The organism is Solidesulfovibrio carbinolicus, from assembly GCF_004135975.1.
Lineage (GTDB): Bacteria > Desulfobacterota > Desulfovibrionia > Desulfovibrionales > Desulfovibrionaceae > Solidesulfovibrio > Solidesulfovibrio carbinolicus.
Genome location: NZ_CP026538.1, coordinates 3901599 through 3928587, shown reverse-complemented (window position 1 = coordinate 3928587; position 26989 = coordinate 3901599). Strand labels below are relative to the sequence as shown.

27 protein-coding genes are annotated in these 26989 nt (G+C 66.8%); 10 read left to right on the top strand and 17 right to left on the bottom strand.

Translation table 11 applies throughout. The annotated features are described in order from the left end of the window. Nucleotides 1-43: 43 nt before the first annotated feature. Together C3Y92_RS17545 and C3Y92_RS21715 are read left to right on the top strand one after the other, a co-directional pair. On the top strand, nt 44-475 hold the full coding sequence (locus C3Y92_RS17545; protein ID WP_129354755.1) for a hypothetical protein: 432 nt from the start codon (nt 44-46) through the stop codon (nt 473-475). Continuing rightward, nucleotides 475-1308: a DUF1176 domain-containing protein gene (locus C3Y92_RS21715; protein WP_129354753.1), complete on the top strand. Its 834-nt coding sequence runs from the start codon at nt 475-477 to the stop codon at nt 1306-1308. The genes C3Y92_RS17545 and C3Y92_RS21715 overlap by 1 nt, the downstream gene beginning before the upstream one ends. A gap of 7 nt (nt 1309-1315) precedes the next feature. Here C3Y92_RS21715 and C3Y92_RS21300 read toward each other — a convergent pair whose 3' ends face one another. Next, complete coding sequence (locus tag C3Y92_RS21300) at nt 1316-1660, bottom strand: hypothetical protein (protein ID WP_235669534.1); 345 nt, start codon at nt 1658-1660, stop codon at nt 1316-1318. Nucleotides 1661-1791: 131 nt separating this feature from the next. Here C3Y92_RS21300 and C3Y92_RS17530 point away from each other — a divergent pair, with 131 nt between their 5' ends. After that, nucleotides 1792-2697: a lytic murein transglycosylase gene (locus C3Y92_RS17530; protein WP_235669533.1), complete on the top strand. Its 906-nt coding sequence runs from the start codon at nt 1792-1794 to the stop codon at nt 2695-2697. 134 nt (nt 2698-2831) lie between these two features. On the opposite strand, the gene C3Y92_RS17525 is transcribed toward C3Y92_RS17530, so the two are convergent. From C3Y92_RS17525 to C3Y92_RS17465, 13 genes are all read right to left on the bottom strand, one after another. Next, nucleotides 2832-3164, bottom strand: a complete 333-nt coding sequence (locus C3Y92_RS17525) for a hypothetical protein (protein WP_129354749.1) — start codon at nt 3162-3164, stop codon at nt 2832-2834. A 117-nt stretch (nt 3165-3281) separates the two neighbouring features. Beyond that, entirely contained in the window at nt 3282-4688 is a 1407-nt protein-coding gene (locus C3Y92_RS17520) for a sigma-54-dependent transcriptional regulator (protein WP_129354747.1), read from the bottom strand. A gap of 237 nt (nt 4689-4925) precedes the next feature. Then, the gene (locus C3Y92_RS17515; RefSeq protein WP_235669532.1) at nt 4926-5492 is read right to left on the bottom strand and encodes an EF-hand domain-containing protein; all 567 of its coding nucleotides are present in this window, start codon (nt 5490-5492) and stop codon (nt 4926-4928) included. A 130-nt stretch (nt 5493-5622) separates the two neighbouring features. Then, complete coding sequence (locus C3Y92_RS17510) at nt 5623-5832, bottom strand: hypothetical protein (protein WP_129354743.1); 210 nt, start codon at nt 5830-5832, stop codon at nt 5623-5625. Between the two features lie 38 nt (nt 5833-5870). Then, nucleotides 5871-6257 carry a hotdog domain-containing protein gene (locus C3Y92_RS17505; RefSeq protein WP_129354741.1) on the bottom strand — a complete coding sequence of 129 codons (387 nt, stop codon included), beginning with the start codon at nt 6255-6257 and terminating at the stop codon, nt 5871-5873. A 109-nt stretch (nt 6258-6366) separates the two neighbouring features. Beyond that, the gene (locus tag C3Y92_RS17500) at nt 6367-6534 is read right to left on the bottom strand and encodes a Flp family type IVb pilin (RefSeq protein WP_129354739.1); all 168 of its coding nucleotides are present in this window, start codon (nt 6532-6534) and stop codon (nt 6367-6369) included. 428 nt (nt 6535-6962) lie between these two features. Next, nucleotides 6963-7130: a Flp family type IVb pilin gene (locus tag C3Y92_RS17495; protein WP_129354739.1), complete on the bottom strand. Its 168-nt coding sequence runs from the start codon at nt 7128-7130 to the stop codon at nt 6963-6965. Nucleotides 7131-7558: 428 nt separating this feature from the next. Next, on the bottom strand, nt 7559-7726 hold the full coding sequence (locus C3Y92_RS17490; RefSeq protein WP_129354739.1) for a Flp family type IVb pilin: 168 nt from the start codon (nt 7724-7726) through the stop codon (nt 7559-7561). Beyond that, nucleotides 7720-10089 carry a hypothetical protein gene (locus tag C3Y92_RS17485; protein WP_235669531.1) on the bottom strand — a complete coding sequence of 790 codons (2370 nt, stop codon included), beginning with the start codon at nt 10087-10089 and terminating at the stop codon, nt 7720-7722. Before C3Y92_RS17485 ends, C3Y92_RS17490 begins: the two co-directional genes overlap by 7 nt. Nucleotides 10090-10099: 10 nt before the next feature. Beyond that, a complete protein-coding gene (locus C3Y92_RS17480) occupies nt 10100-11437 on the bottom strand; it encodes an ArsB/NhaD family transporter (protein ID WP_129354737.1) in 1338 nt (445 codons plus the stop codon). A gap of 18 nt (nt 11438-11455) precedes the next feature. Continuing rightward, the gene (locus C3Y92_RS17475) at nt 11456-11908 is read right to left on the bottom strand and encodes a CBS domain-containing protein (RefSeq protein WP_129354735.1); all 453 of its coding nucleotides are present in this window, start codon (nt 11906-11908) and stop codon (nt 11456-11458) included. A gap of 70 nt (nt 11909-11978) precedes the next feature. Next, complete coding sequence (locus C3Y92_RS17470; RefSeq protein WP_129354733.1) at nt 11979-12968, bottom strand: 2-hydroxyacid dehydrogenase; 990 nt, start codon at nt 12966-12968, stop codon at nt 11979-11981. A 144-nt stretch (nt 12969-13112) separates the two neighbouring features. Then, nucleotides 13113-14171 (bottom strand): acyltransferase family protein, encoded by a 1059-nt coding sequence (locus C3Y92_RS17465; protein WP_129354731.1) that lies wholly within the window; start codon nt 14169-14171, stop codon nt 13113-13115. Nucleotides 14172-14316: 145 nt separating this feature from the next. Here C3Y92_RS17465 and C3Y92_RS17460 point away from each other — a divergent pair, with 145 nt between their 5' ends. The 7 genes from C3Y92_RS17460 (at nt 14317) to C3Y92_RS17430 (ending at nt 24658) form a co-directional block, all read left to right on the top strand. Continuing rightward, nucleotides 14317-16224, top strand: coding sequence for a right-handed parallel beta-helix repeat-containing protein (locus C3Y92_RS17460; RefSeq protein ID WP_129354729.1), 1908 nt, complete (start codon nt 14317-14319; stop codon nt 16222-16224). Nucleotides 16225-16960: 736 nt separating this feature from the next. After that, nucleotides 16961-17818 (top strand): zinc metalloprotease HtpX, encoded by an 858-nt coding sequence (locus C3Y92_RS17455; protein ID WP_129354727.1) that lies wholly within the window; start codon nt 16961-16963, stop codon nt 17816-17818. A gap of 389 nt (nt 17819-18207) precedes the next feature. Beyond that, nucleotides 18208-18684: a chemotaxis protein CheW gene (locus C3Y92_RS17450; protein ID WP_129354725.1), complete on the top strand. Its 477-nt coding sequence runs from the start codon at nt 18208-18210 to the stop codon at nt 18682-18684. 102 nt (nt 18685-18786) lie between these two features. Continuing rightward, complete coding sequence (locus tag C3Y92_RS17445; RefSeq protein WP_129354723.1) at nt 18787-19182, top strand: VanZ family protein; 396 nt, start codon at nt 18787-18789, stop codon at nt 19180-19182. 409 nt (nt 19183-19591) lie between these two features. Beyond that, on the top strand, nt 19592-20053 hold the full coding sequence (gene nrfH, locus C3Y92_RS17440) for a cytochrome c nitrite reductase small subunit (protein ID WP_012750219.1): 462 nt from the start codon (nt 19592-19594) through the stop codon (nt 20051-20053). A gap of 120 nt (nt 20054-20173) precedes the next feature. Next, complete coding sequence (locus C3Y92_RS17435) at nt 20174-21640, top strand: ammonia-forming cytochrome c nitrite reductase subunit c552 (RefSeq protein ID WP_129354721.1); 1467 nt, start codon at nt 20174-20176, stop codon at nt 21638-21640. 195 nt (nt 21641-21835) lie between these two features. Then, nucleotides 21836-24658, top strand: a complete 2823-nt coding sequence (locus tag C3Y92_RS17430) for an autotransporter family protein (protein WP_129354719.1) — start codon at nt 21836-21838, stop codon at nt 24656-24658. Nucleotides 24659-24739: 81 nt separating this feature from the next. Here C3Y92_RS17430 and C3Y92_RS17425 read toward each other — a convergent pair whose 3' ends face one another. The 3 genes from C3Y92_RS17425 to C3Y92_RS17415 form a co-directional block, all read right to left on the bottom strand. After that, nucleotides 24740-25159 carry a universal stress protein gene (locus C3Y92_RS17425; RefSeq protein ID WP_129354717.1) on the bottom strand — a complete coding sequence of 140 codons (420 nt, stop codon included), beginning with the start codon at nt 25157-25159 and terminating at the stop codon, nt 24740-24742. A 137-nt stretch (nt 25160-25296) separates the two neighbouring features. Continuing rightward, on the bottom strand, nt 25297-26370 hold the full coding sequence (locus C3Y92_RS17420; protein WP_129354715.1) for a TOBE domain-containing protein: 1074 nt from the start codon (nt 26368-26370) through the stop codon (nt 25297-25299). A 64-nt stretch (nt 26371-26434) separates the two neighbouring features. After that, nucleotides 26435-26815 carry a RidA family protein gene (locus tag C3Y92_RS17415; RefSeq protein WP_129354713.1) on the bottom strand — a complete coding sequence of 127 codons (381 nt, stop codon included), beginning with the start codon at nt 26813-26815 and terminating at the stop codon, nt 26435-26437. Between the last annotated feature and the right edge of the window lie 174 nt (nt 26816-26989).

The following is a 26989-nucleotide window of genomic DNA, read 5'->3' as shown; positions in this document are numbered from 1 at the left end:
CGCCGGCAATCCCCGGCCGGCCGACCGCAACAAGGAGCCCGCCATGCGCATTCGCCCCCTGCCCCTGGCCGCCGTTTTGATCGTCGTCCTGCTCGCCGCCGCCGCCCAGGCCCAGGCCCAGGCCGTCCCGGATCTGGTCGGAGTCTGGAAAAGCGTGGCCCATGAAGGCCTCACCACCGGCAGCCGCCATTTTCCCAAAAACGACCCCGGCCCGCATTTCGTTTCCAGCCAGTTTGTCCTGCGCATCGAGCGCCAGGAAGGCCGGCGTTTTGTCGGCGTCAAGTCGAGCCCGCACCACAAGGAGACCGTCATGGGCGTCATCGGCTATGACGGCTCGACCATCCACATTTTGGAGGATGAAGGAAGCTTTACGGGCAAGCTGTTGCCCGACGGCTCCTTGGAGCTCATCTACAGCCACGACGTCGGCCCTTCCAAGGGCATCGGCATCGCCCGCTACGTCCGGGAGGGCAAGTAATGCGGCGTGGGACAGCGCTCTTGTTGTTGTGCCTGGCGCTGGCCGCCAGCCCGGCCCGGGCCGGCGGCATCGACTGCGCCAAGGCCAAAACGGCTGTGGAAAAAACCATTTGCGCCGAGCCCCATTTGGTGGAGGCCGACGCGGCCGTGGCCGAGGCCTTTGGCGAGGCCGTGGCCGCCAGCCCTGACCCGTCCTCGGTGCGGGCCGAGCAACGGGCCTGGTTGGCAACCCGAAACGCCTGCCCCGACGCCGCCTGCCTGGGGCAGCGCCTGGCCGAGCGCCGGGCGGCGCTGACGGCGGCCGCTGCCGGGGCGGCCAAGGCGCTGTGGGACGAGCGGGCGGCCTTGCAGGCGCGGCTCCACTGGCCCAAGGACTGCGAGGACTCCTTTCGGGAAACCTTTGCCGCCGCCCCCGGCGGCCCGGGCCTGCCCCTTCGGGATGCCGGGGTGGAGCGCCATGCCCTGGGCGACGGCCGGACCCTGTACCTCGTCCAGTGCGATCAGGCCGCCTACCAGGGCGTCTATGCGGCCATGGAGACCGGCCCGGGCGACGGAGCGGCCAGGCTGTTGCGGTTTCCCACGGCCGACGCCGACGGCGGCAGGATCATCCGGCGCGAAGACGACTCCCTGGTGGGCGATATGCAGTTTAATGACGCGAACAATACGCTCACCGTGCTGACCAAGGCCCGGGGCGTTGGCGACTGCGGCAGTTACGCCGTCTACGGATTCGACGCGGCCGGCAAGCCGGCGGCCCGGGAGCTGCGGGCGCGGGAGTGCCCCAAAAAGGCCGGGCCGTATCTGCCGCCCGAGCGGTGGCCCCTGGTGGGACGCTGACGGGACGTTATTTCCCCACTTCGCGCTCAATGACCAGGGCGAGCTGGCGGCCAAGGGCCGGGTTGCCCAGGCGGTCGGCGGCGTAGCGGGCGAGGCTTTCGGCGAGGTTGTCGGTAACGCTTGGCTGGCCGCCGCGCGGCGCGATGACGGTGCGGCCGTCGTGGTGGAATTCCACCCGGCCGGCGTCGATCCAGCCGAAAAGGCCGTGGTGGTAGCGCACGGCCACGGATTTGCCCCAGTCGGCGCTGGAGATGGTCACGTCAAAGGGCGCGCCGGCCATGGCCGGCCGTGGGACGAACGCCAGGGCGAGGGCGACGACGAGGCTCGCCATGGCGGCGGTGGATGGTTTCATGCCGCCTCCTTGCCGGCGGCGTTTTGTCGCCGGCCCAGAGGACATTGCAATTTTGTTGCCATGGGGCGTGGCGGGCCGGAACCGGTTGCCTGCGGGGCGGGCCGGCGCTAGGGTTGGGCAGGGAGAAGGCCATGAAACGATACGCTTTTGCGTTGGCGCTGGTGTTGGTGTCGGGCTGGCTGGCGGCGGCCCACGGCGGGGTGGACGCCGGCTGGCAGCCGCTTATGGACCGTCTGGCCGCCGACGGTCTGGACCGGGCCTTTGTGGAAAGGGTGTTTGCCGGGGCCGGGGTGGACTACGAACCCTCGATCATGGCCCGCAAGGTCGATGCCATGGTGCGCAAGCAGTTCGAGCCGCGTCCCGCGCCCACCAAGAAGACCTTGGAAGCCAGCAATTACCGTCAGTTCCTGACGCCGGCCAGCATCGAGGCCGGGGTGCGCTACATCCGGGAGAACCGGGCTGCCTTTGACCGGGCCCAGCGGGAGTTTGGCCCGCCGCCGGAGCTGATCTGCGCCTTTCTCATGGTGGAGACCAAGCTCGGCACGTATCTCGGCGACCAGGACGCGCTGAGCGTCCTGGCCAGTCTGGCCCGGGCCTCGGGGCTGGGGCAGATCGCGCCCTATATGAAGACCCTTCGCGGCGACGCCGAGCGTTCGGCCTATGCCGACTGGGCGGCCAAGGACCGGTCGGAGTGGGGTTTTCGGGAGCTTGCGGCGCTTTTGCGCTATGCCAAGGCCAAGGGGCAGGGGCCGGGAACCATCCCGGGATCGATCTACGGGGCCATCGGCATCTGCCAGTTCATGCCGTCCAATGCCTTGCGCTTTGGCGTTGACGGCGACAATGACGGGGTGCTGGATCTGTTCACCCCGACCGATGCCATTGTCAGCGTGGCCAGCTATCTGCGCGGCCACGGCTGGGTTCCGGGCATGACCAGCGAGCAGCGCGACAAGGTGGTCTACGCGTATAATCACAGCGAGTTGTACGTGTTGGCCGTGACCACGGTGGCTGAGCGCCTCAAGGCGCGCCTGGGCGGCTAGGGCCGCGTCCGCGAAAAGCGCAGAAGGCATTTCGTCGCCGAAACCCCTTTGCGCCTTTCCCCATTCGGGGGGTCTGGGGGCCTGAGGCCCCCGGCCGCCAAGGCATCTTCCCGCTCTTTCTCTCCCCATTTCCCCTACGGATTCGGCACCTTGAAAAATAGCGGGTCAGGCTTGCGGTCGGCGGAGAGGAAGCTGCCTTGGTAGTAGCCTTGGTTGAAGCCGTCGCGGTAGCCGGCGTAGTAGGCACCGCGCGAGGTGAGGCGGCTGCGGTTGGGGCCGGTGGCCATCTGGTTGGTGCGGGCCTCGGCGAGCATGTCGCGGCGCCGGTGTTCCAGGTAGGCGATGCGTTCCCAGACCTGTTCGCGGCGGTCGGCCACGTGGGCGTCCTCTTCCTTGGGGCTTGGCGCGCCAAGGAAGATGTAGGTCACGATGCCGATGATGACGATGAAGATGAGCAGATACTTCACGGAGCCCCGCCGCCTGGGGTGGCGCTCGGCCGGCGTCCTTGCCGACTGGCGCTATTCCCCTTTTACGACTCATCGGAGGCCGGGGGGGCGGTCTTTAGCCTTGGCGAAAAAAGCGGCTCAGGCCCGGGCGGCCGGGATGGCGTACTTTTTGAGCAGGGCGTAGAGGCGCGAGCGCGACAGGCCGGAGACGTCGAGCATCCGGCCGATGTCGCCGCCGTGGCGGGCGGCCAGTTCGCGCAGGTAGCGGGCTTCGCGGCCGTCGCGGTAGTCGCGGAAGGTGGGCAGGGCGGCGGCGGGCAGGTCGGACAGGATCGGCTCGGTTGGCGGCGGCGCGGCTGCGGCCCCCCGGCCGACGACCCGGTTGCGGGCGGCCAGGACCCGGATGTGCAGGGGCAGGTGGATGGGGAGCAGGGCGTCGTCGGCCTGGGCCAGGGCCAGGCAACCTTCCAGGGTGTTTTTGAGCTCCCGGATGTTGCCGGGCCAGGGATAGGCCAAAAGCGCCCGGGAAAAGTCGTCCGACAGCGGTTTGGGCGTCAGCTCCTGGCGCTTGGCGGCTTCGGCGGCGAAGTGGGCGGCCAGTTCCAGGATGTCGTCCGGGTGTCCGGCCAGGGGCGGCAGCTCGATGCCCACGCCCTGGAGGCGAAAGAGCAGATCTTCGCGGAAAAGCCCCTGCCTGACCAGGGATTCCAGATCCTGGTTGGTGGCGGCCACCAGTCGGAAGCGGCAGGGGACTTCTTCCAGCGCGCCGACCGGCCGCAGCCGGCGTTCCTGGAGCACGCGCAAAAAGGCCTTTTGCACCGACAGCGGCATTTCCCCCACCTCGTCGAGAAACAGCGTCCCGCCGTGGGCGCGCAGCAGCACGCCTTCGCGGCGGCGGTCCGCGCCGGTGTAGACGCCTTTTTCCGATCCAAAAAGCACGCTTTCGACGATGGTGGCCGGCAGGGCGGCGCAGTCCACCACCACGAAGGGGGCGGCGTGGCGCGGGCTGTTGTCGTGGATGGCCCGGGCGAAGAGCTCCTTGCCGGAACCGGTGGCCCCGGTCAAAAGCACGTTGACGTCGCTGCCGGCGGCCCGGGCGGCCTGTTCCAGGCAGGCGGTGCGGGCGGGGTTGCCGCCGAGGATGCCGGGAAAATGGAAGACGGTGGTGGCGCTGGCCCGGCCGCGCCGGTGTTCCATGGCGCTGACCAGGGGCGCGGTCATGGTTTTTACGGTGGGGGGTTTTTCGATGTACTCCCAGGCCCCTTGGCGCATGGCCCGCTCGGCCCCGTCGGGGTCGCCCCAGCCGGTGATGACGATGACTTCGGGGTGTGAGGGCGAGCGGCGGATGTCGGCGATGGCGTCGAGGCCGTTGCCGTCGGGCATGCGCACGTCGAGAAAGACCACGTCCACGTCGTCCTTGCCGGCCCGCAGCAGGCCTTCGGCCAGGGTGGAAGCCAGGGTGGGGGTATGGCCCAGGCGGTCCACGACCCGGGCCAGGGCGTCGCGGATGGTCTGATCGTCGTCAATGATGAGCACGTTGCCCAAGGAGTCCTCCGGAGCGCGCGGCTATGCGGCCGCTCGCCCTTTTGGATGACCACGCGGCCAGGAACTGTCAAGAGGCGGCTTGGCGACGCGGCCAGGCGGCGTGACGGGGCGCCCGGCTGCGGGGTTTGGGCGGGGCGGGGGAGTTCGTGTCGGCGGGCGGATCGCCACCACGGGCGGCGCAGGCCTTGCCGCGGCGGTCCGGGGAGCCTGCCCCGGGCCGCCGCGGAGCGTGGGGCGTTACTTGCCGACCACGCCGGGCTTGCGGGGCCAGCCTTCCAGGCCGAAGTTGTTCTCGGGCACGGTGTTGTTGACGTTGAGCGCCCGGGCCTTTTCCAGGTTGGCCCTGGCGCAGGCGTCGTCGCCAAGGCGCATGCAGGCGACGCCGAGGTTGTAGTAGGCGTAGCTCAAATAATCCACGCAAAGGGGCGTGGTCAGGGCCTGGCGCAGGACCGTGGCGGCCTCGGCGTTCTTGCCGGCCACAAGCAGGTCCGTGCCCTGCTTGTAGAGCAGGGAGCCTTCCTTGGACGAACAGCGCCACCAGGGCTTGGCCGCCTTGCCCTTGGCGGTCTTGCCGCCCATGGCGGCGTATTCGGCCGGGTCGATCTTGCCGTCTTTGTTGAGGTCGATGACGGCGAAGACTTCCATGGTCAGGCCGGAATTGAAGACCACGATCTCCTCAAAGATGATGACGCCGTCGCCGTTTTTATCGACATTTTTAAACGGCGGTTTTTTCCAGGCATGGGCCGTCCCGGCCAGGGCCAGCATGGTCAAGAGCACGGCGAGCTTGAGCAAGGCGCGTTTCATGGGATCCCTCCTTGGCGGTGGTTGGCGGTCAGGGCCAGCCATAGCACAGGGCCGGGCGTTTGGGCAGGGGGAGCGGGCTTTTCCGGCGAAAAAAAAAACATGCTGGCCGAGGCGACGGCGACGGCGTCGTTTAGTCGGCTGGTTCCCAGCGTGTTCCGTCGGCGCTTTTGCGCGTGGCCATGGTCTTGCGGGAACCGCAGTGACGGCAAAAGACCTCCACAATGCGGGCCTCGTCGGCCCGTCCGGCCTCGGAGGAAACCAGGGCCGGGCGGTTGCAGAAGATGCAGTCGAAGCGGGGCTGTTCGGCGGCCGGAGACGGCTTTTGCAGCACAAAGCTCATGGCGTTCCTCCTGGCTGGGCCAGCTCCCGTGGGCGGCGCTATCGGTCCAGCACGTGTTTTTCCGGCACGAAGCAGGTGAAGGTTCCGGTGAAGACGGCGTCTTCGCCCCGGCGCACGGTGACGGCGACGAAGCGTTTCTTGCCGGCGGTTTCGGTGAGCCGGGCTTCGGCCACAAGCGTCTGGCCGACCACCACCGGCGCGGTGAAGCGGACCTCGGCCGCGCCAAGAATCACGTTGGGGTCGTTTATGGCCAACATGGCGGCGTAGTCGGCCAGGCCAAAGAGGAAGCCGCCGTGGACAAGCCCCCGGTCATCGGCGGCCATGGCCGGCAGGGCGGTGAAGGCCACCCGGGCCAGGCCTTCGCCCAGGATTTCGGGCCGGCCGCACAGGCCGGGATCAATGCGCTGGTGGGTGTTGACGTCCATGGGGCGGTCTCCTGTCCTTTCGGGATGCCAAAATGTCGGGCGCTCGGCAAACGAAAAGGGCCGTCCCCTTGCCCGGGACGGCCCTTTTGCTTCGCGAAGCAGGCGAAATTTAGCTGCCCAGCTTGCCGGCGATCTCGGTGAAGGTGGCGGTGAGCTTGGTGCCGATGGAGGTGACGGCGGTGATGATGACGGCGGCGATCAGGGCGGCCATGAGGCCGTATTCCACCGCGGTGGCGCCTTCTTCGTCACGGATGAACTGGGTGATGGCGGTCAGCATGGCGTGTCTCCTGGTATGTAAAGTTGTTTTGGGTTCCTGCGCGTCTCTTGCCTTTCCTTAAGCAGGGTGCGTGCCAAGGTGTGCATTGTTGGTAACGCCCTTAGAAGACTGATGTAAAATTTTGATGAGGCCAAGCCGGGCCATGGCGCGTGGATTATGCGTGGGCCGTTCCAGGAGAAATGGAGTCGTCGGGGCCTGGGGGGTGTCGGCCGGCTTGGCCGTGCCGGTTGGACGATACGCGGCGCAACCAGGGACAACAGCCGGGAGGCGGTGGACCCTGGGCGAGGCGGCTTGGCATACGCAGGAGCCGGTCATGCGCCTTGGCCTTTCCAGGGTCGGCTGGTCCTGGCGGCTGGCCCGGCAGCCAAAACGAAAAGGGCCGTCCCCTTGCCCGGGACGGCCCTTTTGCTTCGCGAAGCAGGCGAAATTTAGCTGCCCAGCTTGCCGGCGATCTCGGTGAAGGTGGCGGTGAGCTTGGTGCCGATGGAGGTGACGGCGGTGATGATGACGGCGGCGATCAGGGCGGCCATGAGGCCGTATTCCACCGCGGTGGCGCCTTCTTCGTCACGGATGAACTGGGTGATGGCGGTCAGCATGGCGTGTCTCCTGGTATGTAAAGTTGTTTTGGGTTCCTGCGCGTCTCTTGCCTTTCCTTAAGCAGGGTGCGTGCCAAGGTGTGCATTGTTGGTAACGCCCTTAGAAGACTGATGTAAAATTTTGATGAGGCCAAGCCGGGCCATGGCGCGTGGATTATGCGTGGGCCGTTCCAGGAGAAATGGAGTCGTCGGGGTCTGGGGGGTGTCGGCCGGCTTGGCCGTGCCGGTTGGACGATACGCGGCGCAACCAGGGACAACAGCCGGGAGGCGGTGGACCCTGGGCGAGGCGGCTTGGCATACGCAGGAGCCGGTCATGCGCCTTGGCCTTTCCAGGGTCGGCTGGTCCTGGCGGCTGGCCCGGCAGCCAAAACGAAAAGGGCCGTCCCCTTGCCCGGGACGGCCCTTTGGCTTCGCGAAGCAGGCGAAATTTAGCTGCCCAGCTTGCCGGCGATCTCGGTGAAGGTGGCGGTGAGCTTGGTGCCGATGGAGGTGACGGCGGTGATGATGACGGCGGCGATCAGGGCGGCCATGAGGCCGTATTCCACCGCGGTGGCGCCTTCTTCGTCACGGATGAACTGGGTGATGGCGGTCAGCATGGCGTGTCTCCTGGTATGTAAAGTTGTTTTGGGTTCCTGCGCGTCTCTTGCCAAGGGATAGAGCATGGGGTGTGCCAAAACAGAGAGAATGAAGAACATGCTGCCATGATGGACTTTTTTGAGGGGAGACGGTTCGGGGCGTCGTCGGTCCGTGGACTTGACGGCGAGCGGTCTAGGAAAAATGGAGTCAGGGCGCGGGGGATGACGGGACGAGCCGGGCGTTGATGAGGCCCAAGCGTTTTTTCCGCGCCGGTCGGCGGCAGGGCGCGAAAGAGCAGCACGTGGCGGCCCGGCGGCAAGGTAAGGGGCAAAGACAGGGGCGTGACCAGGGCGGAACAGTCAATGGTCGCGCCGTCCGGCATAAGCGCCCCCCCCCAGGCCACCGTGACCGGCGCGGGGGCCGCCGCCGTGGCGGCGAGCGTCACCCGGGCTACCTCGGACGTGTTGTTAACCAGGGCCAGTTCGGCCGTATCGCCGGCCCAGACCACGTCGCCGGTGACGGACCGCTCGGGCGCGGAAAAGCCCGGGCCAAAGCGCAGGAAAACCGGCGCGGCCTCGCCCGTGGCGAGGCTGTGGGCCGCAACCCTGGCCATGGAGGCCGGCAAAAGCCCGTCGCCTGCGATGTCGGTGCGCGAATACCGGCCGCCGCCGACGGCAAGGGGGGCCACCCGCCAGCCCGAGGCGTCGCGGAAGACGAGGTCATAAAAGCGGTTGGCCGCGTCCATGGCGACAACGGCCTGGCCGGCCAGGAGGGTGGGCGCGTCCGGGGCGGCGGCGTAAGGATCGGCCGGGGCCGGACCCAACGCGGTCACCCGGGCCAGGACCAGGGCCGTGTCCCGGTCCAGGGGGCCGGACAGGCGGCGCAGCAGGTAAACCGGCGTTTTGGCCGGATCGGCCTCGCCCAGCCCCGATGCCACGATCAGTCCCCGGCCGGCCTGGGCGCGGAAATAGGCCGGCCAGTAGTCCGGGCCAACCAGTTCGGTGTTGACGGCGGTAAACAGGTCCGGTGCGACAAGGCGCGCGCCCTCGGGCAGGCCGGCGATGAGCCGGCTTTGGCAGGCCAGGGCGGCCACGCGCCAGCGCGCCCCGGCCGCGATCTTGGAGTCGCGCACCGAGGCGTTGACCGAGGCGTTGACCAAGGCGGCCAGCCCCACGGCCAGGCCGAGCAGGGCGGCGACGACGCGCCGGGATTTGTCCGGCAGCCGCCCGGCCAGGGCCAGGGCGGCCAGGGCCAGCAGCACGGCCACGGCGTAGAAGGAAAAGGTGGTGGTCACATACCAGGCCAGCCCCGAGGCGGCCGGCTCCTGGTACTTGGGCGACAGGGCAATGAGCGCATTGGGGCAGACCACGGCAAAGGCGCACAGAAGCCAGGTGAGCCAGGGCACGCGCGCCCGGACGGCCCGGTCCAGGCAATAAGTGGTCAGCCCGCCGGCCAAAAGGCCCAGGGCGACCCAGGCCGGGGCAAGCAGGGACAAGTTGGCGGCAAGCTCCGACAGGTACTGGCCAAAGGACAGGACGTAGGCCTTGGAGAATTGCGGGAAGCGGTTGACGTATTCGAGGTTGAAGGCAAACCCGCCCAGGGGCAGGGCTGGGAGGCTGTAGGCCCAGGCCGTCTTGAGGATGGCCGCCGGGCTGGTGAGGTCCAGGGCGTTGCCGGCGTACTGGCTGGGGTGGGCCAGACGGTAGCCGAGGTAGACGGCGGCGTAGGCCGGCAGCACGGCAAAGGCCGGGACAAGGGCGCGCGCCCGCTCCCGCGCGCCGCCCTGGGTGGTCAGCCAGACCAGGCCGGCCAGGATCGGGACGTAGGCGACAAAGGCCTCGAAATGGCAAAACGCCAGGAAAAGAGCGAGGTTGGCCACGACGAGCCAACGTGCTCGGCCGGTCTCGGCCCGGCGCGCCAGGGCGTAGGCGGCCAAAAGCAGGCAGAGCATCCCGGAATCGAAGACCAGGGGATAGGCGGTCAGGATGTTGTGGTGCCAGTTGTCCTGATACAGGCCCAGGGCCAGGGCGGCGACGAGGACGCCCAGTTCCGGGCGGCGCGACAGCCGGGCGGCCAGGGCGGCCAGGGCAATGATGACGCCCAAAAATCCGGCCAGGGCCACGGCCCGGCGCAGGGGCGGGCTGTCCATGCGGTAGGCAAGGCTGGTCAGGCCCACGTGGAGATAGTGGTGGAATCGGCCCGAGCCGGCGGCCAGCTCGGCGCTAAAGGCCCCGATGCGGCCTTCGAGCACGGCACGCTCGTAGGTCAGGTCGTCGCTGGCCGTGGGGCCGCTTCGCGGCACGTCCCAAAAGGCCAGGACGGCCAGGGCGCACAGGGCCAGCCCGGCCAGAAACCGGCCGGCGGGCCGCATGGCGTCGTTCATGGTCTGCCGGCTACCAGCCAAGGACGTAGTAGCGCAAGTAGATGTAGCCCATGGAGATGGTGATGGTCCCCAGGGTCACCGGCGCGCCGTATTTGAAGAAGCGGGCAAAGGTGATCTTGTGACCGGCCTTTTCCGACAGCCCGACCACGATGACGTTGGCCGAGGCCCCGATGGCCGTGCCGTTGCCGCCAAGGCAGGCCCCCAGGGCCAGGGACCACCAGACCGGCAGCATGGTGGGGTGGGTGTAGAGGGCAGGCCCGGTGAGGCCCGTTTCCGGGCCGAGGACCTTCTCGGCCAGCTCGGCCAGAAGCGGATTCATGGTGGCCACGAAAGGAATGTTGTCCACGATGGCCGAGGCGATGCCGGAAAACCAGACCATGACCATGGACAGCACAAGCATGGAGTCCTTGGTGGGGTGGGTCAGCGCGATGACCTTTTGGGAAAACACCTCGATGAGCCCGGCTTTGACCGTGCCGCCGATGATGATGAAAAGGCCGATGAAGAAGAAAATGGTGGGCCATTCCACGTCCTCGAAGACCTTTTGCGGGTCTTCGCCGGAAACGAGCAACAACGTCGAGGCCCCGAGCAGGGCGATGGTGGCCGGCTCGAAACCGAGAAAGCCGTGGAGGGTAAAGCCCAGGATGGTCAGCCCGAGGATCAGGCCGGATTTTTTGAGCAGCGCCGGGTCGCGGATGAGCGCGCCCTCGTCCATGGCCAGGATACGGGCCTTTTGGGCCGGGCCCACGTGCAGGCGTTGGCCGAAGACGAGTTTCCAGACGAACATCCAGGCGAACATGATGACGACGATGGCCGGGGCGAGGTGGACGATGAAGTCCATGAAGTCCAGACCGGCCTTAGAGGCGATCATAATGTTGGGCGGATCGCCAATGAGCGTGGCCGTGCCGCCGATGTTGGAGGCCAGGGCCTCGGTGATGAGAAAGGGCACGGGGTCGATTTCCAGTTCCTTGGCCACCAGCAACGTCACCGGGGCCAAAAGCAGCACGGTGGTGACGTTGTCGAGCAGGGCCGAGGCCACGGCCGTGACCACGGCGAAGATGGCCATGATGGCGAAGGGTTCGCCCCGGGCGATCTTGGCGGCGCGCACGGCCACGTACTGGAACACGCCCGTCTTGGTCATGATGTTGACCATGATCATCATGGAAATGAGCAGGAAGATGACGTTCCAGTCCACGCCGAGGTCGGCGTCGTGGAAGGCGTCGTGCTGGGTGAGCACCTTGGCGGCCAGGGTGAGCGCCGCGCCAAAAAGCGCCACCTTGGTCTTGTTGATCTTTTCCGAGACGATGACGGCATAGGCGCCGACGAAAATGGCGGTGGCGATCCAGAACATGGGCGGGCCTCCGGGATGCTACAGGCCGCAGGAGCCGGCCAGGACCACGAGAATGGTGCGCCGGGTGACCTCGCCCACCACCCGGCCCGTCGCGTCGACCACGGGCAGGACGTTGTGGCGGCCTTCGGCGAAATAGGCCTCGGCGGCGAACACCGTGTCGTCCGGGGAGACGGTGACGACGTGGCTGGTCATGACGTCGCCGGCGGTCTTGTCGCGGCAGGCGGCGGCAAAGCTGTTACGAAGCACCGAGGTGTCCTCGGGCAAGGCCCGGGCCAGGCTCGAATCGACGTAAAAGGGCAAAGCGGCCCGCAGCAGGTCGTAGCAGCTGACCACGCCGACCAGCCGGCCGGCCTCGTCCTCGACATAGACCAGCCGGGAATCGCGGCGGCGATGGGCGGCGACCAGCTCGCCAAAGGGGGTGTCGTGGCGGGCCCGGGAGAGGTTGGTTCGCATCAGTTCGCGCAGACGCATGGCGGCTCCTTGGGGTCCGGCCGAAACGGCCCGGACAGCCTTGGGGGATGCTCCCGATTGCCGAAAATTGTCAAGACCGGGCCAGAACTTCGGGGTTGAGGCAGGTGGGCGGCGTGGTCCCTTCCAGCATGGCGATGAGATTGTTCGCGGCCAGCACGGCCATGCCCTCGCGGGCTTCCGTGGTTGCCGAGCCGATATGGGGCGTGATGACGACGTTTGGCAGCGCGGCCAGCCCTTCGGCCAGGCGCGGTTCGAATTCGTAGACGTCCAGGCCCGCCCCGGCGATGCGGCCTTCCCGCAGGGCCACGACCAGGGCGGCCTCGTCGATGATGGGGCCGCGTCCGGTGTTGACCAGCAGGGCGGTGGGCTTCATGCGGGCAAAAGCGGCGGCATTGAAGGCGTGGCGGGTGGTGTCGGTCAGGGGCGCGGTGATGCTTATGACGTCGGCGGCGGCCAGAAACGCCTCGAAGGGCAGGGCGGCGGCCCCGAATTCGGCCACCAGCGCCGGGTTGGGCTTGCGCCCGCCGCAGGTGACGATCTTCATGTCAAAGCCGCGCGACAGCCGGGCCACGGCCAGGCCGATGCGCCCCGGGCCGTAAATGCCCATGGTCTTGCCGGTCAGCTGCGTGCCGATAAATTGCAGCGGCCCCCAGCCCGGCCACTGGCCCGAACGCAGCTCCGCGTCCGAGGCCACGATGTGGCGGGCCGTGGCCAGGATCAGGGCAAAGGCCAGCTCGGCCGTGGCCTGGGTCAGCACGTCCGGGGTGTTGGACACGGGCAGGCCTCGGCGGGTGGCCTCGGGCACGTCGATGTTGTCGTAGCCCACGGCGTAGTTGGCGTAGCCGCGAAGCTTCGGGCAGGCGTCGAAAAAGCCGGCGTCGATGCGGTCGGTCAAAAGCCCGATGACGCCGTCGGCGTCCTTGGCCTGGGCCAGCAGTTCGTCGCGACCAAGCGGCCGGTCCTCGGGGTTGACCCAGACGCTGGCGCGCTCGCGCAACAGGGCCAGCCCGGCCTCGGGAATGGCCCGGGTGACGACGACATGGGGCAGGGGCTTGGTCATGGCGAACTCCTTGGGCGCGGCCGGGCGCGAGGGGCCGGACGCCGGATTTCTGGCGGCGACGGTGCGCCGCGTGGGCATGGTAGGCGCGGAGGCGTTGCCATGGCAACCAGACAACGCCTCTCCTGGCCACGTTGTTTGGGCGGTCTATCGACTGGCGGTCTTATGGCGGCTGTCCAGGGCCGAAACGGCGGCCCGGGCCAGACGCACGGCCGCGATGGGGCCGAAAAGCCCGGTCGCCACGTAAAGCGGATAGAGGCGGGGAGCGCTGACGCCAAAAAGGGTGTTGTCAAGCATGGCCGGGTCCGTGCCGGTAAGCGGGATAAGCAGGCAGTTAAGCAGGAAGAAAAAAATCAAATGCAGGCACATGATGGGCACGGTGTTGTCGCCAAGCACCACGAGGAGGCTGGCCGGCCGGCTGGTGGCCGCCAGTTGTCGGGCGAGCCAGAAGACCAGGAGCGAACCGCTTAGGGAGGTGAAAAAGACCAGCAACGGGTTGCCCGAAAAGGACATGGTCGAAAGGTTATAAATGGTCTTTGCGCCAAGGCAGGAGAGCAGCACGGCCGAAACGACGCTGGCCGTCACGCCCCGGGCCGAAACCAGTCCGGACAGGCCATTCCAGGCCCTGGCCCTACGGCCGCACGCATAGAAAAAAAGCCCAAATCCGACCTTGCCGAGCTGGGTTCCCAGGAGCGAGAGGTCGAAGCCCTTGCCGACCAGGACGCAAACCAGGGCCAGCAGGCCCGTGGCGGCCAATTCCCGGGCCGGGCCGTCACCGCGAAGAAATCGGGGCAGGGGCAGATAGGCCAGCTGGACGAAAAACAGGGTCACCAGGAACCAGCCGCCGTTAAAAAGCGGAAACTGATGCCCCGTGGTCAGGGGTTCGTAAACCAGGGCGCGCAGGGAAAAGGGGGCCAGGTCGGTCCACAGGCCAAGGGTGGCGGCGGCCAGGGCGGTGAGGCCGGCAAACAGCAGATTGTAGAGGAAATACGGGGCTAAAAGTCGTTTGGCCCGAGCCAGGACATAACGCTTGGGGTCTTCCCGGTGGCGCGGGTTGAACACATAGCCGGCCAGCAGAAAAAACAGCGCCATGTGGTAGGAATAGATGGGATACCAGCTGAAGGGATCAAAGCAGTGGCCGAGCACCACCAAAATGATGCCGAGTCCCCGGGCAATGGAGACGGCGGGGTCGCGAGCAGGCGTCATGAGGACTCCTCAGGTGTGGGGTCTTAAGGCGTTGCCGTGAGGTGCCCCGGGCCGCGCGGCTTGTCAATGGCGTGTCGGGGAACCCCTTGCGTTGGGTAAATGGGCTTGATAGATAGCTTAACGTATATAGGTACAAGGAGTGCCCATGGCCACCATCTACGCCACCTGCCGGGGCGACCGGCGTTTCTACGACGGCGAGCTGCGCGATACCCTGACTCTGGCCGACGCCGTGGCCGCGGCCCGACCCGGGGATGTGGTGCAACTGTTGCCCGGAGCCTTTTTTCCGCCCACCCGTATCGACCCGGGCAATCGGGCCCTGGGCGAGGCCTTCCCGGTGGAAATACGGGGCTTTGCCGGTAGCGAGGATGCGCCGTTGACCATCCGGGGCTTTGGGCCGACCACGGCTTTTTACGGCGAAGGCAAGGCCGAAATCGCCGACGCCCGGTTGCCCACGGCCGACCAGTTCGCCTTTTTCAAGCTCTTCGACAGCCAGTGGGTGGTTTTCGAGAACTTCGACGTGGCCGGCTGCTGGCCGTGTTTTCTGTTCATGGAACACAGCCGTTACGTGACCGTGCGCAACATCCGGGTTTTCGACGGCCGCTACGTGGTCTTTGCCCGGGGCGAGCGCAGCCACCACATCCTCATCGAAGGCTGCCTTTGGCGGCAGGACCCCACCGGGGCGCTGTGGCGCGACATCACCTGGGAAGCGGTCAAACGCGAGGACGAGACCGGCTACTATTACTACAACGGCGGCTTTTTCGGCTCGGTGGACATCTCCGGGAGCCTGGTTTTTCGCGAAAACACCCTGTGCACGGCCTTTAATGGCCTGCGCCTCAAGGCCAGCGCCAGCAAGGGCGGCCGGCTCAACCACAACGTGGAGATCACCGGCAACCGCTTCCACCGGCTGCGCGACAATCCGGTGGAGCCCGAACGCACGGCCGTCAACTGGTATGTCCGAGGCAACCGCATCGTCAACGCCCACGCCTGGTTTTCCATGGACAACGTGGCCGGCGGTTTTTGGTACTACTGCGGCAACACCGGCTACTTCAACGACAAACCGGGCCTGCCCGAGGGCGACAACACCGGCGGCGCGGTCTACAAGTACGACGTCGAGGGCGGGATGCCGGACCGGCCGGTGCTGGCGGCATTCAACACCTATTTCCTGCGGGCCAACCTCATCAAGGAAGGCCGCACCAAACACCTGCGCCATATGGACAACGTGGTGCTGTTTTGCACCCCGGCCGATCTTCGCGGTTACGATCCCGATCCGCCGTGCCCGTTCCCGGCCTCGTGCCCCGATCCGTGCGCGCCATCGCCCCTGACCGCCGATCCCGAGAGCTTCGGCTGCGTGCCCCCCATGGCCGAGCCTGGGCCGTCGTTTGTGGCCTCACCCGGGTTTCTGGACGATCCGGCTGGCGACCATATCGTTTTCGACGGCGACCTGACCAACCGCCCCTGGCCGGCGGGATTCGGGCCGGCCGGCTTCGAGACGGCCGGGCGCGTCGCGCCTGAGCTGCATTTTCGCGCCCCCTTTGCCGGCGATCTGCGGCTTTCCGGGCCGTCCCTGCCGGCCGTGCCCGTGCGCCTTGCCGCCGGGACCGACTGGGCCGGGGACTACGACTGGCAAAGCCCGGCCCTGGCCGTGGCCGGCGCGGCCCAGCCGGCCGGCGCGCCGGCCCCGTGTCCGCCTTTTGTCTTCTGTATGCCGCCCAACCCGGCCCCGGGCTATGACGAGGCCCCCCGGCCCGTGGATCTGTCTTTCGAGGCCGGCCGGCTGGTGGTCCACTGTTCCCGGCCCCTGGCCGCCGGGACCTGTCAGGCGCTGGTGCGCGACCGCCGGGGGGAGGTCGTGGAGGTCGCCGGCCGGACCGAGGGCACGCGGCTTTTTCTCACCATCCCGGGACCTTGGCGGCGCAAGGTGGCCGGTGTGGTCCTGCCGGCCGATCTGACGGGCGCGGACGGGCAACGGGTCAGTTTGTGGGGAAATGATCCCCGGGTGACGATTTCATCAAAAATTCACTTTACAACGGCGACGGAAGGCTTAACTGTATGATCAACGGCAACCTCGAAAGAGGTCAATCCCTAGCAGGAGGAAGCCCCGTCACGAATGCCGTATCCCATACCCGGCGAGTCGAGTCGCCCCAGTAGGAAGGCGGGAACGGGCAGCAAACCGGACCGCCAGAATGCAAAGGACAGCTCCGATTGCGTTGATGGATAGTCGGCGTCGCGGCGGACGAGAATGGCCGCACAGACCCCGCTGGCTTCCCGGGAATGACGAGAACGTGACAACGCGTGAAAGCGCAAGATGGAGGTAGACTCCGATGGGCCAGAAGTGAACATATCCGGCGAATGGAGTCGCCCTGTCGGCCCGGCTGCTTGAGGGCCGGAAAGCGAAAGGATTTGCCCGATCGCTACGTGACCCCGCCTGCGGCAGGTAGCCCCCTCGGGGGAGGAGGCCGCCGCGCTGGGGAAAAGGTCCTGGAATTTCGGAAACACGCAAAGAAGATTTGCGCGAGCGTCGCGCCAAACCATCATGAACCCACTCCCGGCGAGATGACTCGCCGCGAAGTCGGGGACCGGAGGTTCTCTCCGGAACCCGCCGGGCGGGGGGAACCGCCTTCCCGCCGGGTGCTTCGGGCACGGATCGGCCGCAACAGCCGAAAAAATCCGATGCCGCGACGATTGGGAAACTGGTTTCGGCAATATACGAACAAGACCACTAGCGACCTCGCCTGGCCCCGACGGACCGGGCGAGGTCTTATTTTTATCCTTGGGAGGATCGCCGCATCATGACGAGCCAGATCAAGACCGCCTTGCTGCTTGGACTGCTTACCGCGCTCATTCTCATCGTCGGCCAGGCCATGGGAGGCCGCACCGGCCTGATTATCGCCTTCGGCATGGCCCTGGTCATGAACGTCGGCAGCTACTGGTTTTCCGACAAGATCGTGCTGGCCATGTACGGCGCGCGCGAGCTGTCCCCGGCCGACGCCCCGGGCCTGCACGCCATGGTCGAGGAGCTGGCCCGAAACGGCGGCATCCCCAAGCCCCGGGTGATGATCATCGCCCAGGAAGCCCCCAACGCCTTTGCCACGGGCCGCGATCCCGCCCACGGCGTGGTGGCCGTCACCGAAGGCATCCTGCGCCTGCTCTCGCCCGAGGAGCTGCGCGGCGTCATCGCCCATGAGCTGGGCCACATCAAAAACCGCGACATCCTCGTGCAGTCCATCGCCGCCGTGCTCGGCGGGGCCATCGTCATGATGGCTAACATGCTGCAATGGGGCGCTATTTTTGGCCTTGGCCGCAGCAGCGATGAAGAAGAAGGCGGCGGCTCCGGGGTGGTCGGCAGCCTGCTCATGGCGATTTTGGCCCCCATCGCGGCCTCGCTCATTCAGATGGCCATCTCGCGCTCCCGGGAATATCTGGCCGACGCCACCGGCGCGCAGCTTTCCGGCACGCCCCTGGCCCTGGCCGGGGCGCTGGGCAAGCTCGACGCCTATTCCCGCCAAATTCCCATGAACGCCAATCCGGCCACGGAAAACATGTTCATCGTCAATCCCTTTGCCGGCATGTCCATGGCCTCGCTTTTTTCCACCCACCCGCCCACCGAGGACCGCATCCGCCGGCTGCGGGACATGGCCGGGCGCTAGGTTCTTTTCTTCGACCCAACGGCAAGCGGACGGGGCGCGGCGACGCGCCCCGTCTTTTTGTTGGTCGCCGGCAAATGGAAAAAAAGCCCGCCTTGGCAACAGCCTCAAGGGCGTCTCGGCGGGCGGCGTTCAATCAATTTTCCTCGACGGCAACGGCCTCCAATAAACATTGCTCGGCTAACGAGGAGATAAACCAGAGTATCAAGGATGTTGGCAGGGTTTTCCTGAAAAACTCCGAAACGATGAAGCCCGCAGCCCAAGCGTTGGAAGAATTGACACGTCAAGCGCAGGCCCCTAAGATACGTACTAGAGACGGTTCGGTCGGACAGCGGAACATCCCAGGCTCTGTCCTTGTCAGGGCGAATGGTGTTGTCTTAAAGGGGCTATTAATGGACATTGATTCAAACGCCGAAAGTCATGCCAATGGGGATTTGCTCCAGCTCGTCACCTTTGAAATCGGCGACGAAGAATTTGGCATCGATATTCTCAAGGTCCAAGAGATCATCCGCACCATGGCCATCACGAAGGTGCCCAACTCGCCGCCCCATGTCGAAGGCGTCATCAATCTTCGGGGCAAGGTTATCCCGGTCATCAACTTGCGCAGCCGTTTCTCCATGGAACCGCGCACCCACGACAGCCAAACGCGCATCATTGTCGCGGATCTGCATCGCGTGGTCATCGGGTTCGTCGTGGACGGCGTCTCTGAAGTGCTTCGGATTCCCTCCAGCACGGTCGAACCGCCCCCAGCGGTCGTCTCCGGGATCGAATCCGAATACATCAAAGGGGTGGGCAAGCTCGACAACCGGTTGTTGATCCTGCTTGACCTCGATAAGCTCATCCCTGTCGAGGAACTCGTTTTCCACTAAGCCTGCCTCCCGGGGCTGGCTATTTCCCGGCCCCCGCAGTAATTTCCCCCCCGTCGCCGACCGGCCGGCTTCTCGCCAATCCGCCGCCGGCAAGGGGTCCCCATGCTTGAATCCAAGGCTTTCCAACGCCTGGCCATGGCCGTGTGGCTTTTTTCCGTGGCCTCGGTGTGCTACCTCTCCCTGCTGCCGGCCATCGAACTGCCGGTCAAATTCTGGAACGCCGACAAGGTCTACCACCTCATCGGCTACGGCTGGCTCGGCTTCTTGCCCCTTTTCGCCTTCGCCCGGGGCGGGACGGCCCGAAACGCCGCCTACCTGATGATTCCCCTGGGCGCTCTCCTCGAATGGGGCCAGTCCTTCGTGCCCGGCCGGGCCTCCAGCATGATGGACGCCGTGGCCAACGCCGTGGGCGTCTTTCTCGGCATCTGGCTGGCCGAAACCCTCATGGCCCACTGCCGTGGCTGCAAAGGCCTTGGCGGCGATGGCGAGCGCTTGTAAGAAGAGAAGATGCCTCCGGCGGCTGGGGGCCTGAGGCCCCCAGACCCCCCAGCGGGGAGAAAGGGGTAAAGGGGGCCTTGGGGCGTGCGGGGGCGTGGAGATCGCACAGCCTCTTGTCGCTTGTCGTGTCTCCTGGTCCCTGTTGGCCGCCCCCCGCACAGCGCCGGTAAGCGACGTTTTTCCGTCTGTTTGCCGTTTTCCGTGAGACCGTCTCCTGCCCCGCACACTTGCCCGCCCGCAATCCCTCGCCTTCCCGCGCCGTCCTTCCGGCCCGACGTTTTTGCCGCCATGCCGGCTTTCTGATGGCTTCGATTATTTTTATGAAGGTTCCATGTTTTTGCACCCTTCGCATTGTCATAATCCCCTGGGCACGGTAGGATATCCCAAACCTTTTATCAGGAGAGGGACCATGGGACATGCCGGCAAAGGGGGCGTGCGGCTCCTTGTCGTGGCGGGGCTTGTGGTCGTTGGCGTAGGACTATTCCTGGCCCTTGGCCCGCCCGGGCTCTTGGCCAAGTCCGAAACGCCCGACTTTTGCGCTTCCTGCCACGTCATGGAGTCGCAGTACGAGGCCTGGTTCCACCACGGAGCGCACAAACGCATCCGTTGCGTGGACTGCCATCTGCCCAACGACAACACGGCCAGCCACTATCTGTGGAAAAGCATCGACGGAATGAAGGACGTGGTCGTCTTCCATTCCGGACGGGTGCCCGACGACATCCGAATCTCGGCCCACGGCAAGGAAGTGGTGCAGGCCAACTGCATCCGCTGCCACGAAACGGCCGTGGAAATGATCGACCAGAAGCGCTGGTGCTGGGACTGCCACCGCCGGACCATGCACCGGCATGTGGGCGTGCCGTTTACGCGCTAAGCGCGCGGCCAAACGGCGCGGGCGAATACGGCATGACGGCGGACCGTCGCGGCAAGACGCCTATCCCTTGCCGGGACAATGCCAACAACAACCGAGTCCACGAAAAAGAGGGAAGCGCATATGCGGGGCAAACTGTTGTACAAATTGGCCATTGGCGCGGCGCTGGCCGCCTTTCTCTTCGTCCCCTACGCCTGCTCGCCGCCCAAGCCCGAGCCGGTCAAGACCGTGATCATCCCCGACGGCGAGATCGATCCGGCCGTGTGGGGCAAGGCCTATCCGGAAGAATACGAAACCTGGAAGATGACCGAGGAGCCCACGCCTGCCGGCAAGAGCAAATACAAGCGTGGCTTTGACGCCGACCGTATTACCTACGATAAGCTGGCCGAATTTCCCTACATGGCCCTGCTGTTTAACGGCTGGGGCTTTGGCGTGGAATACAACGAGCCGCGCGGCCATGCCTACATGGTGCGCGACCAGCTGGAGATCGACTCGGCCCGGCTCAAGGCCGGCGGCGTCTGTCTGACCTGCAAAAGCCCCTATGCGCCGCTTCTGGTCAAGGAGATGGGCGTTGATTACTACAAGCTGCCCTTCAAGGACGTGCTCAACAAGATTCCCGAGCAGTTCCGCACCCTGGGCGTGGCCTGCATCGACTGCCACAACAACAAGGACCTCTCGCTGACCATCTCGCGCGGCTTCAGCCTGACGCCGGCCCTGGAAGGCATGGGCGTGGACTGGAAAAAGCTCACCCGCCAGGAAATGCGCTCCGTGGTCTGCGCCCAGTGCCACGTGACCTACAACATTCCCAAGGACAAGGACATGCAGTCCGTTGGCGTGTTCTTCCCATGGCAGTACGGCAAGTGGGGCGGCATCACCGTCGAGGACGTCATCAAGAAGATCAAGAGCGACGACTCGGTCAAGGAATGGAAGCAGACCGTCACCGGCTTCAAGCTGGCCTTCATGCGCCATCCCGAGTTCGAATTCTATTCCAACAACAGCGTGCACTGGAAGGCCGGCGCGGCCTGCGCCGACTGCCACATGCCCTACACCAAGGTGGGCGTGCGCAAGGTGTCCGACCACCGGGTGACCAGCCCGCTCAAAAACGACATGAAGGCCTGCATCCAGTGCCACACCCAAAGCCCGGACTGGCTCAAGCAGCAGGTCATCACCATCCAGGACCGCACCGTCTCGCTACAGATCCGGGCCGGCAACGCCACCGCCGTCACGGCCAAGCTCTTCGAGGCCGTGCACAAGGCCAAGGAGCAGGGCAAGGCCATTGATCAGGCCCTCTACGACCAGGCCAAGGACTTCTACGAGGAAGCCTTCTACCGGTCGCTCTATATCGGCGCGGAAAACTCCATGGGCTTCCACAATCCCACCGAGGCCCTGCGCGTGCTTGGCGACTCCGTGGCCTTTGCCATCAAGGCCGAGGCCTACCTGCGCCAGGTGCTGACCAAGGCCGGCGTGGACGTGCCCATCAAGGTCGATCTTGAACTGGCCAAGTATCTGGAAGGCCGGGGCGCCAAGAAACTCGGCGCGCCCGCCGACCAGGAGTTCAAGGACCCCATGGGCGTCCAGGACCGCTTCTAGTCCGCCGAGTCCCGACAAGCCAAACGCCCGCCCTGGAACTTCCGGGGCGGGCGTTTTCGCGTCGGATGGGACAGCGGCGCGGTCGGCGAGGGCAGGCGAGCCAGGCTTTGGCCCAGGCGGCGACCCTCGCCTTGACCCCGGGCTGCCCTTGTCCTATCGCCATCGGTATCCCCGCGAAATGGCAAGGAGTGGCCCATGACAACGCCGCGAGTCGTGTTGCGTCCCGTAACGGTCCTCATTCTGTGCCTGTGCCTCGTGGCCGCCCTTGGCCGCACGGCCCGGGCCAACGACAGCGCCGCCGCCTACGACGCGGCCGTACTCGAAGCCAAGGCCCATGCCGCCGACCCCGGCCCCTGGAGCGTCTCCAACTTGAAGGTCATCACCGGCCCGGGTTCGGGCGACGGCAACGCCTACGTGGACGGCAAGGTGGTGGCCGCCACCTTCACCAAATCCTCCTATTACACCAGCGCCTATCCCGGCCTGTCCATGACCGTGTACGGCCAGCCCGCCTCCAGCGCCTCCTGGGTGACCGTGGGCGGCGAACTCAAGTCCTATCTGACCAGCCAGGGCGTGACCTTTGCCGACGTCAAGCTCGAAACCTCCCGCGTGCTTGGCATGTCGCAAACAAACAGCAACGACGCCGTGGTGGAGCTGCTCGTCAGCCCCGACGTCAACACCATCCAGCGGCCGACCAAGGACCCGTCCGTGGCCGGCCAGCCCACGTCCCTGGGCAGCGCCGCCACCTTTGTCCGGCCGGCCGGCATGACCGACGCGGCCTACGGGAATTTCGTGGCCTACTACAATTCCTGGGAGGCCGCCGCCTACGGGTCGAGCAACTTCCCCTGGACCCAGCTCGGCTACACCTACCGCTGGGGCCTGGGGCCGACTCTGGGCGACATTCGGGGGCTGTCGGAATTCATTATCCTTGGCGGCACGCGCTACACCGTCTACGCCGTCTATTCCCTGGGGTCCTACCTCTACACCAGTGGCAGCGGCTCCGGGGATTTCCGGGTCACGGGCGCTCTCGACACCCTGTGGGCCGGCCGGCAGTTTCAGCCGCGCGGCGACAGCGTCGTCATCGAGGCCGGGGCCACGGTCTCCGGCGGCCAGGGGCTGCTCATCTCCTCGCCGGGCTACACGGTGTCCAACGCCGGAACCATCACCGGGACCACGGCGGCCAAGTACGGTCTTGGCGGCACGGCCGACGTGGCCGTGCTGTTTCTCGGGCGCGAGGCGGCGACCGGCTCCCTGGCCGAACCCTACGGCCGCGCCAACACGCTCTATAATGCCGGCAACATCGATTCGCCGGGCACGGCGGTCATGGCCCTGGCCGGCGATACGGTCGTCGTCAACTCCGGCACGATCACCGGCGGCCAGGCGGCCGTGGTCACCGGCGACGGAGCCGACCGGCTGGAGCTGCGCGGCGGAACGGTGTCCGGCCGGGTGGATCTCGGCGGCGGCCAGGACAGCCTGGTCGCCACCGGCCCGTCCAGCCTGGCCTTTGCCCTGGCTCCCCAGGGGACCTCGGCCGCGCCGGTGCAAAACGTCGAGTCCGTGAGCCTTGGGCCGCAGACCTCCCTGGCCCTGACCTTTGACCCGTCGGGCTATGTGGCCACCGGCCAGCGCTACGCCATTGTCTCGGGCGGCTCCGTCGCCCTGGCCGACGCCGGGCTTGCGGTCACGAGCAACCTGCCCATGGTGCGTTTTACCGCTGCCGCAGATACCTCGGGCCTTGCGGTCACGGGCTGGCGCGATCCGGGCTGGTATGCGCGAAGCCTCGCCAGCCCGTCCCTGGGCGCGGCCCTGGACGCCGCCGCCGCCACGGTCCGGCCGGGCATGGAAGGGCTCATCGGGTTTCTCGACCACAGCCCGGACGCGGCCGGGGCGGCCTCGCGGCTCTTGCCCGGCCCCCAGACCCGGTCCATGGCCTTGGCCGTGGACGGCGCGTCGGCCTTTACCGCCGCCTTTGCCGAACGGCTGGCCGGGCTGCGCGGGAGTACCGGCGCGGCAGGGCTGGCCGCGCCCGGATTTTACGGCCACGGCGCGGGCCTGGGTGATCTGGAGGCCCTGGGCCGGCTGGCCTTGGCCGGGCAGCCGGCCGCCCTGGCCGAACCCTGGCGCGCCGCCGTGCCCGGAAGCGCGCCTGCCGCCCCAATGGGCGACGGCCCGGGGCTGGCCGAGACAGCGGCCCAGGGGCCGGTGGAAGCGTTTGCCACGCTCTACGGCGGCCAGGGCCAAGGCGTTTCCAGCGGCGACGCTCCGGGCTATGCCAGCAGCTCGGCCGGAGCCATGGGCGGACTGGGGATCCGGGCGCTGCCCGGGCTGCGTTTGGGGCTTGTGGGCGGCTACGCCTGGACCGGGGCCGACTATTTCACCGGCCGGGGCCGCAGCGACGATCAGGTCTGGCGGGCCGGGGCCTATGCCGCCGTGGACGCCGGCCCCTGGACCCTGGACGCCCTGGCCGCCTACGGCTGGCACACGGCCCGCAGCAGCCGGCCGGTCTGGGACAGTGTGGCCGAGAGCACGGGGACCATGGGCGAATGGCTGGGGTTTGCCCGGGCGGCGCGGCGGTTCGATTTTGGCAACGGCTTGGCCGCTGAACCCTTTGCCGTGGGCCAGTTCGTGTCCCTGCGCCGGGACGCGGCCACGGAGAGCGGAGCCGGCGCGGCCAACCTGCTGGTGGCCGCCGACACCAGCCTGTCGCTGACCTCGGTGGCTGGGCTGCGCCTGGAGAAGACGTTTGCATTCGGGGCGTGGCGGCTGACGCCGGAGGTTTTCGGCGGCTGGAAGCACGAATACGGCGATCCGGCCCCGTCGGTGACGGCGGCCCTGGCCGGCGCTCCCGACGCGCCCTTTGCTGCCTCGGGCGGGGCCGTGGACCGGGATCAGGCCCGGTTCGGGGCCGGGCTCAAACTTTGGGGCACAGGCGGCGCGGCCGTGGCGGCCCGGTTCGACGGCACGGCCGGCGGCACGCGCTCAAGCTACGGCCTGTCCCTGGGGCTGCGGCTGGGCTTTTAATCGCCGGGCCTGGCGCGTCTCGGAAAATACGGAATTGCGGCTGTTGCCCGCGAAAAGCCCGTGGGCTTTTCGTGCGCGACCTTAGCGCACCACCACCACCGTGCACGGGGCGATCTGGACCAGGCGCATGGACACGCTGCCCAGGAGCAGGTTTTCCACGTCATCCTTGCCTCGGGAGCCGAGGTAGATGGCGTCGGCCCCTTCCTCGCGGGCGATGCGGGCCACGGTTTCGGCCGGCCGGCCCGGCGCCCAGCGGGTGCGGATGGTCACCCCGCGCGAGCGGGCGATTTCCTCGGCCTCGGCCAGGATGGCCTTGGGTTCGCGCAGATGGGCGGCAAACGCGGTTTCGCAGTCCGTGTCGTCGCAGTCGAAAAAGGACAGGGCCTCCACCACGCACACGGCCAGGATGTCCATGGGTACGCAGCCGACCCGGTCCAGGGCCCGATCCAGGGCGCGAAACGACGGCTGGGAGCCGTCCAGGCACACGATGCTCGTTTTCATGGCCTTTCCTCCCGGGCGCGGCCCTTGGCCGGGGCCTGCTTCGCCCATGCGCTTTTGGGCAAACCCATGCGGAGCATATCCCGCCGCCGTGGCGGTGTCGTGTGAAAACAGCGCTGCCGCCGTGTTTTCACGAAATCTTACTCCATGTGGAGCACCACGGCAAAAGCGGTAAAAAGAGCCCAGACTTTTTGCCCTTCGTGCAGTTCCAGATCCCGGGCGCTTTGGGTGGTGACCACGGCGCACAGGCGCGTGCCGTCGGACAGGGCCACGATGGCCTCGCTGGTCAGCTCGCCCAGGCGTAAAAGCTCCACCTCGCCCTGGAACCGGTTGCCGGCCGTGGACCGGGGCATGTCCGTGCAGGCTTCCAGCACCACCCACGGAGCCTTGATCTCGGCCGTGACGAAGCTGCCTTCGGTGATGCCGAGGTTTTTGAGGCTTTCGTTGGTGATGATGGCGTTGACGGCATGGCCGCCCAGGCTCTCCACAGTAACAATGGACTGGATGTCGCCGCGCTGGATGCGGGCCACCCGGCCGAAAAAGGCGTTTCGGGCGCTGGTGCGCCGGGTTTCCCGGGTGAGCACTTGGCGTTCGACCTTGCGCCGCTGGTCTTCGGGCAGATGGAGAAAGGCGGCCGTGAGGTCGGCCGTGGAATGGCCCAGGATGCGCTGGACCACGGGCAGGGGCACGTCGTCGCGCAAGAGCTCCACGGCCCGGGACCGGCGGATGGTGCTCGGGTTGACGAGCTCCTTGGTGAAACCGCATTCCTCGGCCCGCTCGTAGAACTTGCGGCGCACATGGCCCTGGTCCAGGCGAAACAGGGCGCCGCGAAGCCCGGCGTAGGCCGGGTGGTCAAAAACGGCGGCCAGGGCCTCGCCCAGTTCGGCCGGAATCTGGACCTCGCGGCCCGGTCCATCCTCGCCGCCGCCCAGCATCACCGACAGGCTCTCCAGGTTGACGTCGGCGCGGTCGTTTATGGCCAGCACCTCGCCCAGGCGCGCGCCGGTGTGGCGCAGCATGAGAAAAATCAGGCGCACCCGGTTGCGCGACACGGCCACGTCGGGCCGTCCGGCCCGGGCGGTCCAGGCCGAGAAGGCTTCCGACAGCCGCGTCAGCTCCAGGGTGTCTAAGAATTTGACGTCGTCAGGCACCGAAAAAATGCGGGCCGCCCGGAACCGCTTGCCGCCGGTTTCGGCGTTTTTAGGCTCGTTCATCAAACCTCCCCGCGAATGCACGGAAATAGTAAAAAATCCACGGGCAGGCCCGCAAAGTCAAGGGTCAGCGCGAGGCCACCACTTCGATCTCCACCAGCACGTCCCGGGGCAGCCGGGCCACTTCCACGCAGGAACGGGCCGGGTAGGGCTTTTGGAAATAGCTGGCGTAGACGTCGTTTATGGCGGCAAAGTCGTTCATGTTTTTGATAAAGACCGTGGCCTTGACCACGTTGTCCAGGGTCAGCCCGGCGGCTTCGAGAATGGCGCGCACGTTTTTGATGGTCTGGTGGGCCTGCTCGACAACGTTGTCCGAGGCCACGACGCCGGTTGCCGGGTCAATGGGGGTCTGGCCGGACACAAAAAGGAGATCCCCGGCCCACACGCCCAGGGAATAGGGGCCGATGGGGGGCGAGGAGCCCTCGGCGACGACGATCTGTTTGGCCATGACGGCCTCCTTTACGCTGATGTTGCGGCGGCGGCTGTCAGGCGGCTGCCGCCGGGGCAGTGTGCGACGCCGACGGCGCGGCGTCAACCGCAAGTGGCCGCCAGCGGCCGAAGTGCCGTCAAATGGCGGCAAGTGGCGCAAGGCGCGCAACCGGCGATGTACGTGGCGCATCAA

Coding starts and splice junctions, on each gene's coding strand:
- C3Y92_RS17545 (WP_129354755.1), top strand. CDS start 44: ATGCGCATTCGCCCCCTGCCCCTGGCCGCCGTTTTGATCGTCGTCCTG.
- C3Y92_RS21715 (WP_129354753.1), top strand. CDS start 475: ATGCGGCGTGGGACAGCGCTCTTGTTGTTGTGCCTGGCGCTGGCCGCC.
- C3Y92_RS21300 (WP_235669534.1), bottom strand. CDS start 1,660: ATGAAACCATCCACCGCCGCCATGGCGAGCCTCGTCGTCGCCCTCGCC.
- C3Y92_RS17530 (WP_235669533.1), top strand. CDS start 1,792: ATGAAACGATACGCTTTTGCGTTGGCGCTGGTGTTGGTGTCGGGCTGG.
- C3Y92_RS17515 (WP_235669532.1), bottom strand. CDS start 5,492: ATGAAACGCGCCTTGCTCAAGCTCGCCGTGCTCTTGACCATGCTGGCC.
- C3Y92_RS17510 (WP_129354743.1), bottom strand. CDS start 5,832: ATGAGCTTTGTGCTGCAAAAGCCGTCTCCGGCCGCCGAACAGCCCCGC.
- C3Y92_RS17505 (WP_129354741.1), bottom strand. CDS start 6,257: ATGGACGTCAACACCCACCAGCGCATTGATCCCGGCCTGTGCGGCCGG.
- C3Y92_RS17500 (WP_129354739.1), bottom strand. CDS start 6,534: ATGCTGACCGCCATCACCCAGTTCATCCGTGACGAAGAAGGCGCCACC.
- C3Y92_RS17495 (WP_129354739.1), bottom strand. CDS start 7,130: ATGCTGACCGCCATCACCCAGTTCATCCGTGACGAAGAAGGCGCCACC.
- C3Y92_RS17490 (WP_129354739.1), bottom strand. CDS start 7,726: ATGCTGACCGCCATCACCCAGTTCATCCGTGACGAAGAAGGCGCCACC.
- C3Y92_RS17485 (WP_235669531.1), bottom strand. CDS start 10,089: ATGAACGACGCCATGCGGCCCGCCGGCCGGTTTCTGGCCGGGCTGGCC.
- C3Y92_RS17480 (WP_129354737.1), bottom strand. CDS start 11,437: ATGTTCTGGATCGCCACCGCCATTTTCGTCGGCGCCTATGCCGTCATC.
- C3Y92_RS17475 (WP_129354735.1), bottom strand. CDS start 11,908: ATGCGTCTGCGCGAACTGATGCGAACCAACCTCTCCCGGGCCCGCCAC.
- C3Y92_RS17470 (WP_129354733.1), bottom strand. CDS start 12,968: ATGACCAAGCCCCTGCCCCATGTCGTCGTCACCCGGGCCATTCCCGAG.
- C3Y92_RS17465 (WP_129354731.1), bottom strand. CDS start 14,171: ATGACGCCTGCTCGCGACCCCGCCGTCTCCATTGCCCGGGGACTCGGC.
- C3Y92_RS17460 (WP_129354729.1), top strand. CDS start 14,317: ATGGCCACCATCTACGCCACCTGCCGGGGCGACCGGCGTTTCTACGAC.
- C3Y92_RS17455 (WP_129354727.1), top strand. CDS start 16,961: ATGACGAGCCAGATCAAGACCGCCTTGCTGCTTGGACTGCTTACCGCG.
- C3Y92_RS17450 (WP_129354725.1), top strand. CDS start 18,208: ATGGACATTGATTCAAACGCCGAAAGTCATGCCAATGGGGATTTGCTC.
- C3Y92_RS17445 (WP_129354723.1), top strand. CDS start 18,787: ATGCTTGAATCCAAGGCTTTCCAACGCCTGGCCATGGCCGTGTGGCTT.
- nrfH (WP_012750219.1), top strand. CDS start 19,592: ATGGGACATGCCGGCAAAGGGGGCGTGCGGCTCCTTGTCGTGGCGGGG.
- C3Y92_RS17435 (WP_129354721.1), top strand. CDS start 20,174: ATGCGGGGCAAACTGTTGTACAAATTGGCCATTGGCGCGGCGCTGGCC.
- C3Y92_RS17430 (WP_129354719.1), top strand. CDS start 21,836: ATGACAACGCCGCGAGTCGTGTTGCGTCCCGTAACGGTCCTCATTCTG.
- C3Y92_RS17425 (WP_129354717.1), bottom strand. CDS start 25,159: ATGAAAACGAGCATCGTGTGCCTGGACGGCTCCCAGCCGTCGTTTCGC.
- C3Y92_RS17420 (WP_129354715.1), bottom strand. CDS start 26,370: ATGAACGAGCCTAAAAACGCCGAAACCGGCGGCAAGCGGTTCCGGGCG.
- C3Y92_RS17415 (WP_129354713.1), bottom strand. CDS start 26,815: ATGGCCAAACAGATCGTCGTCGCCGAGGGCTCCTCGCCCCCCATCGGC.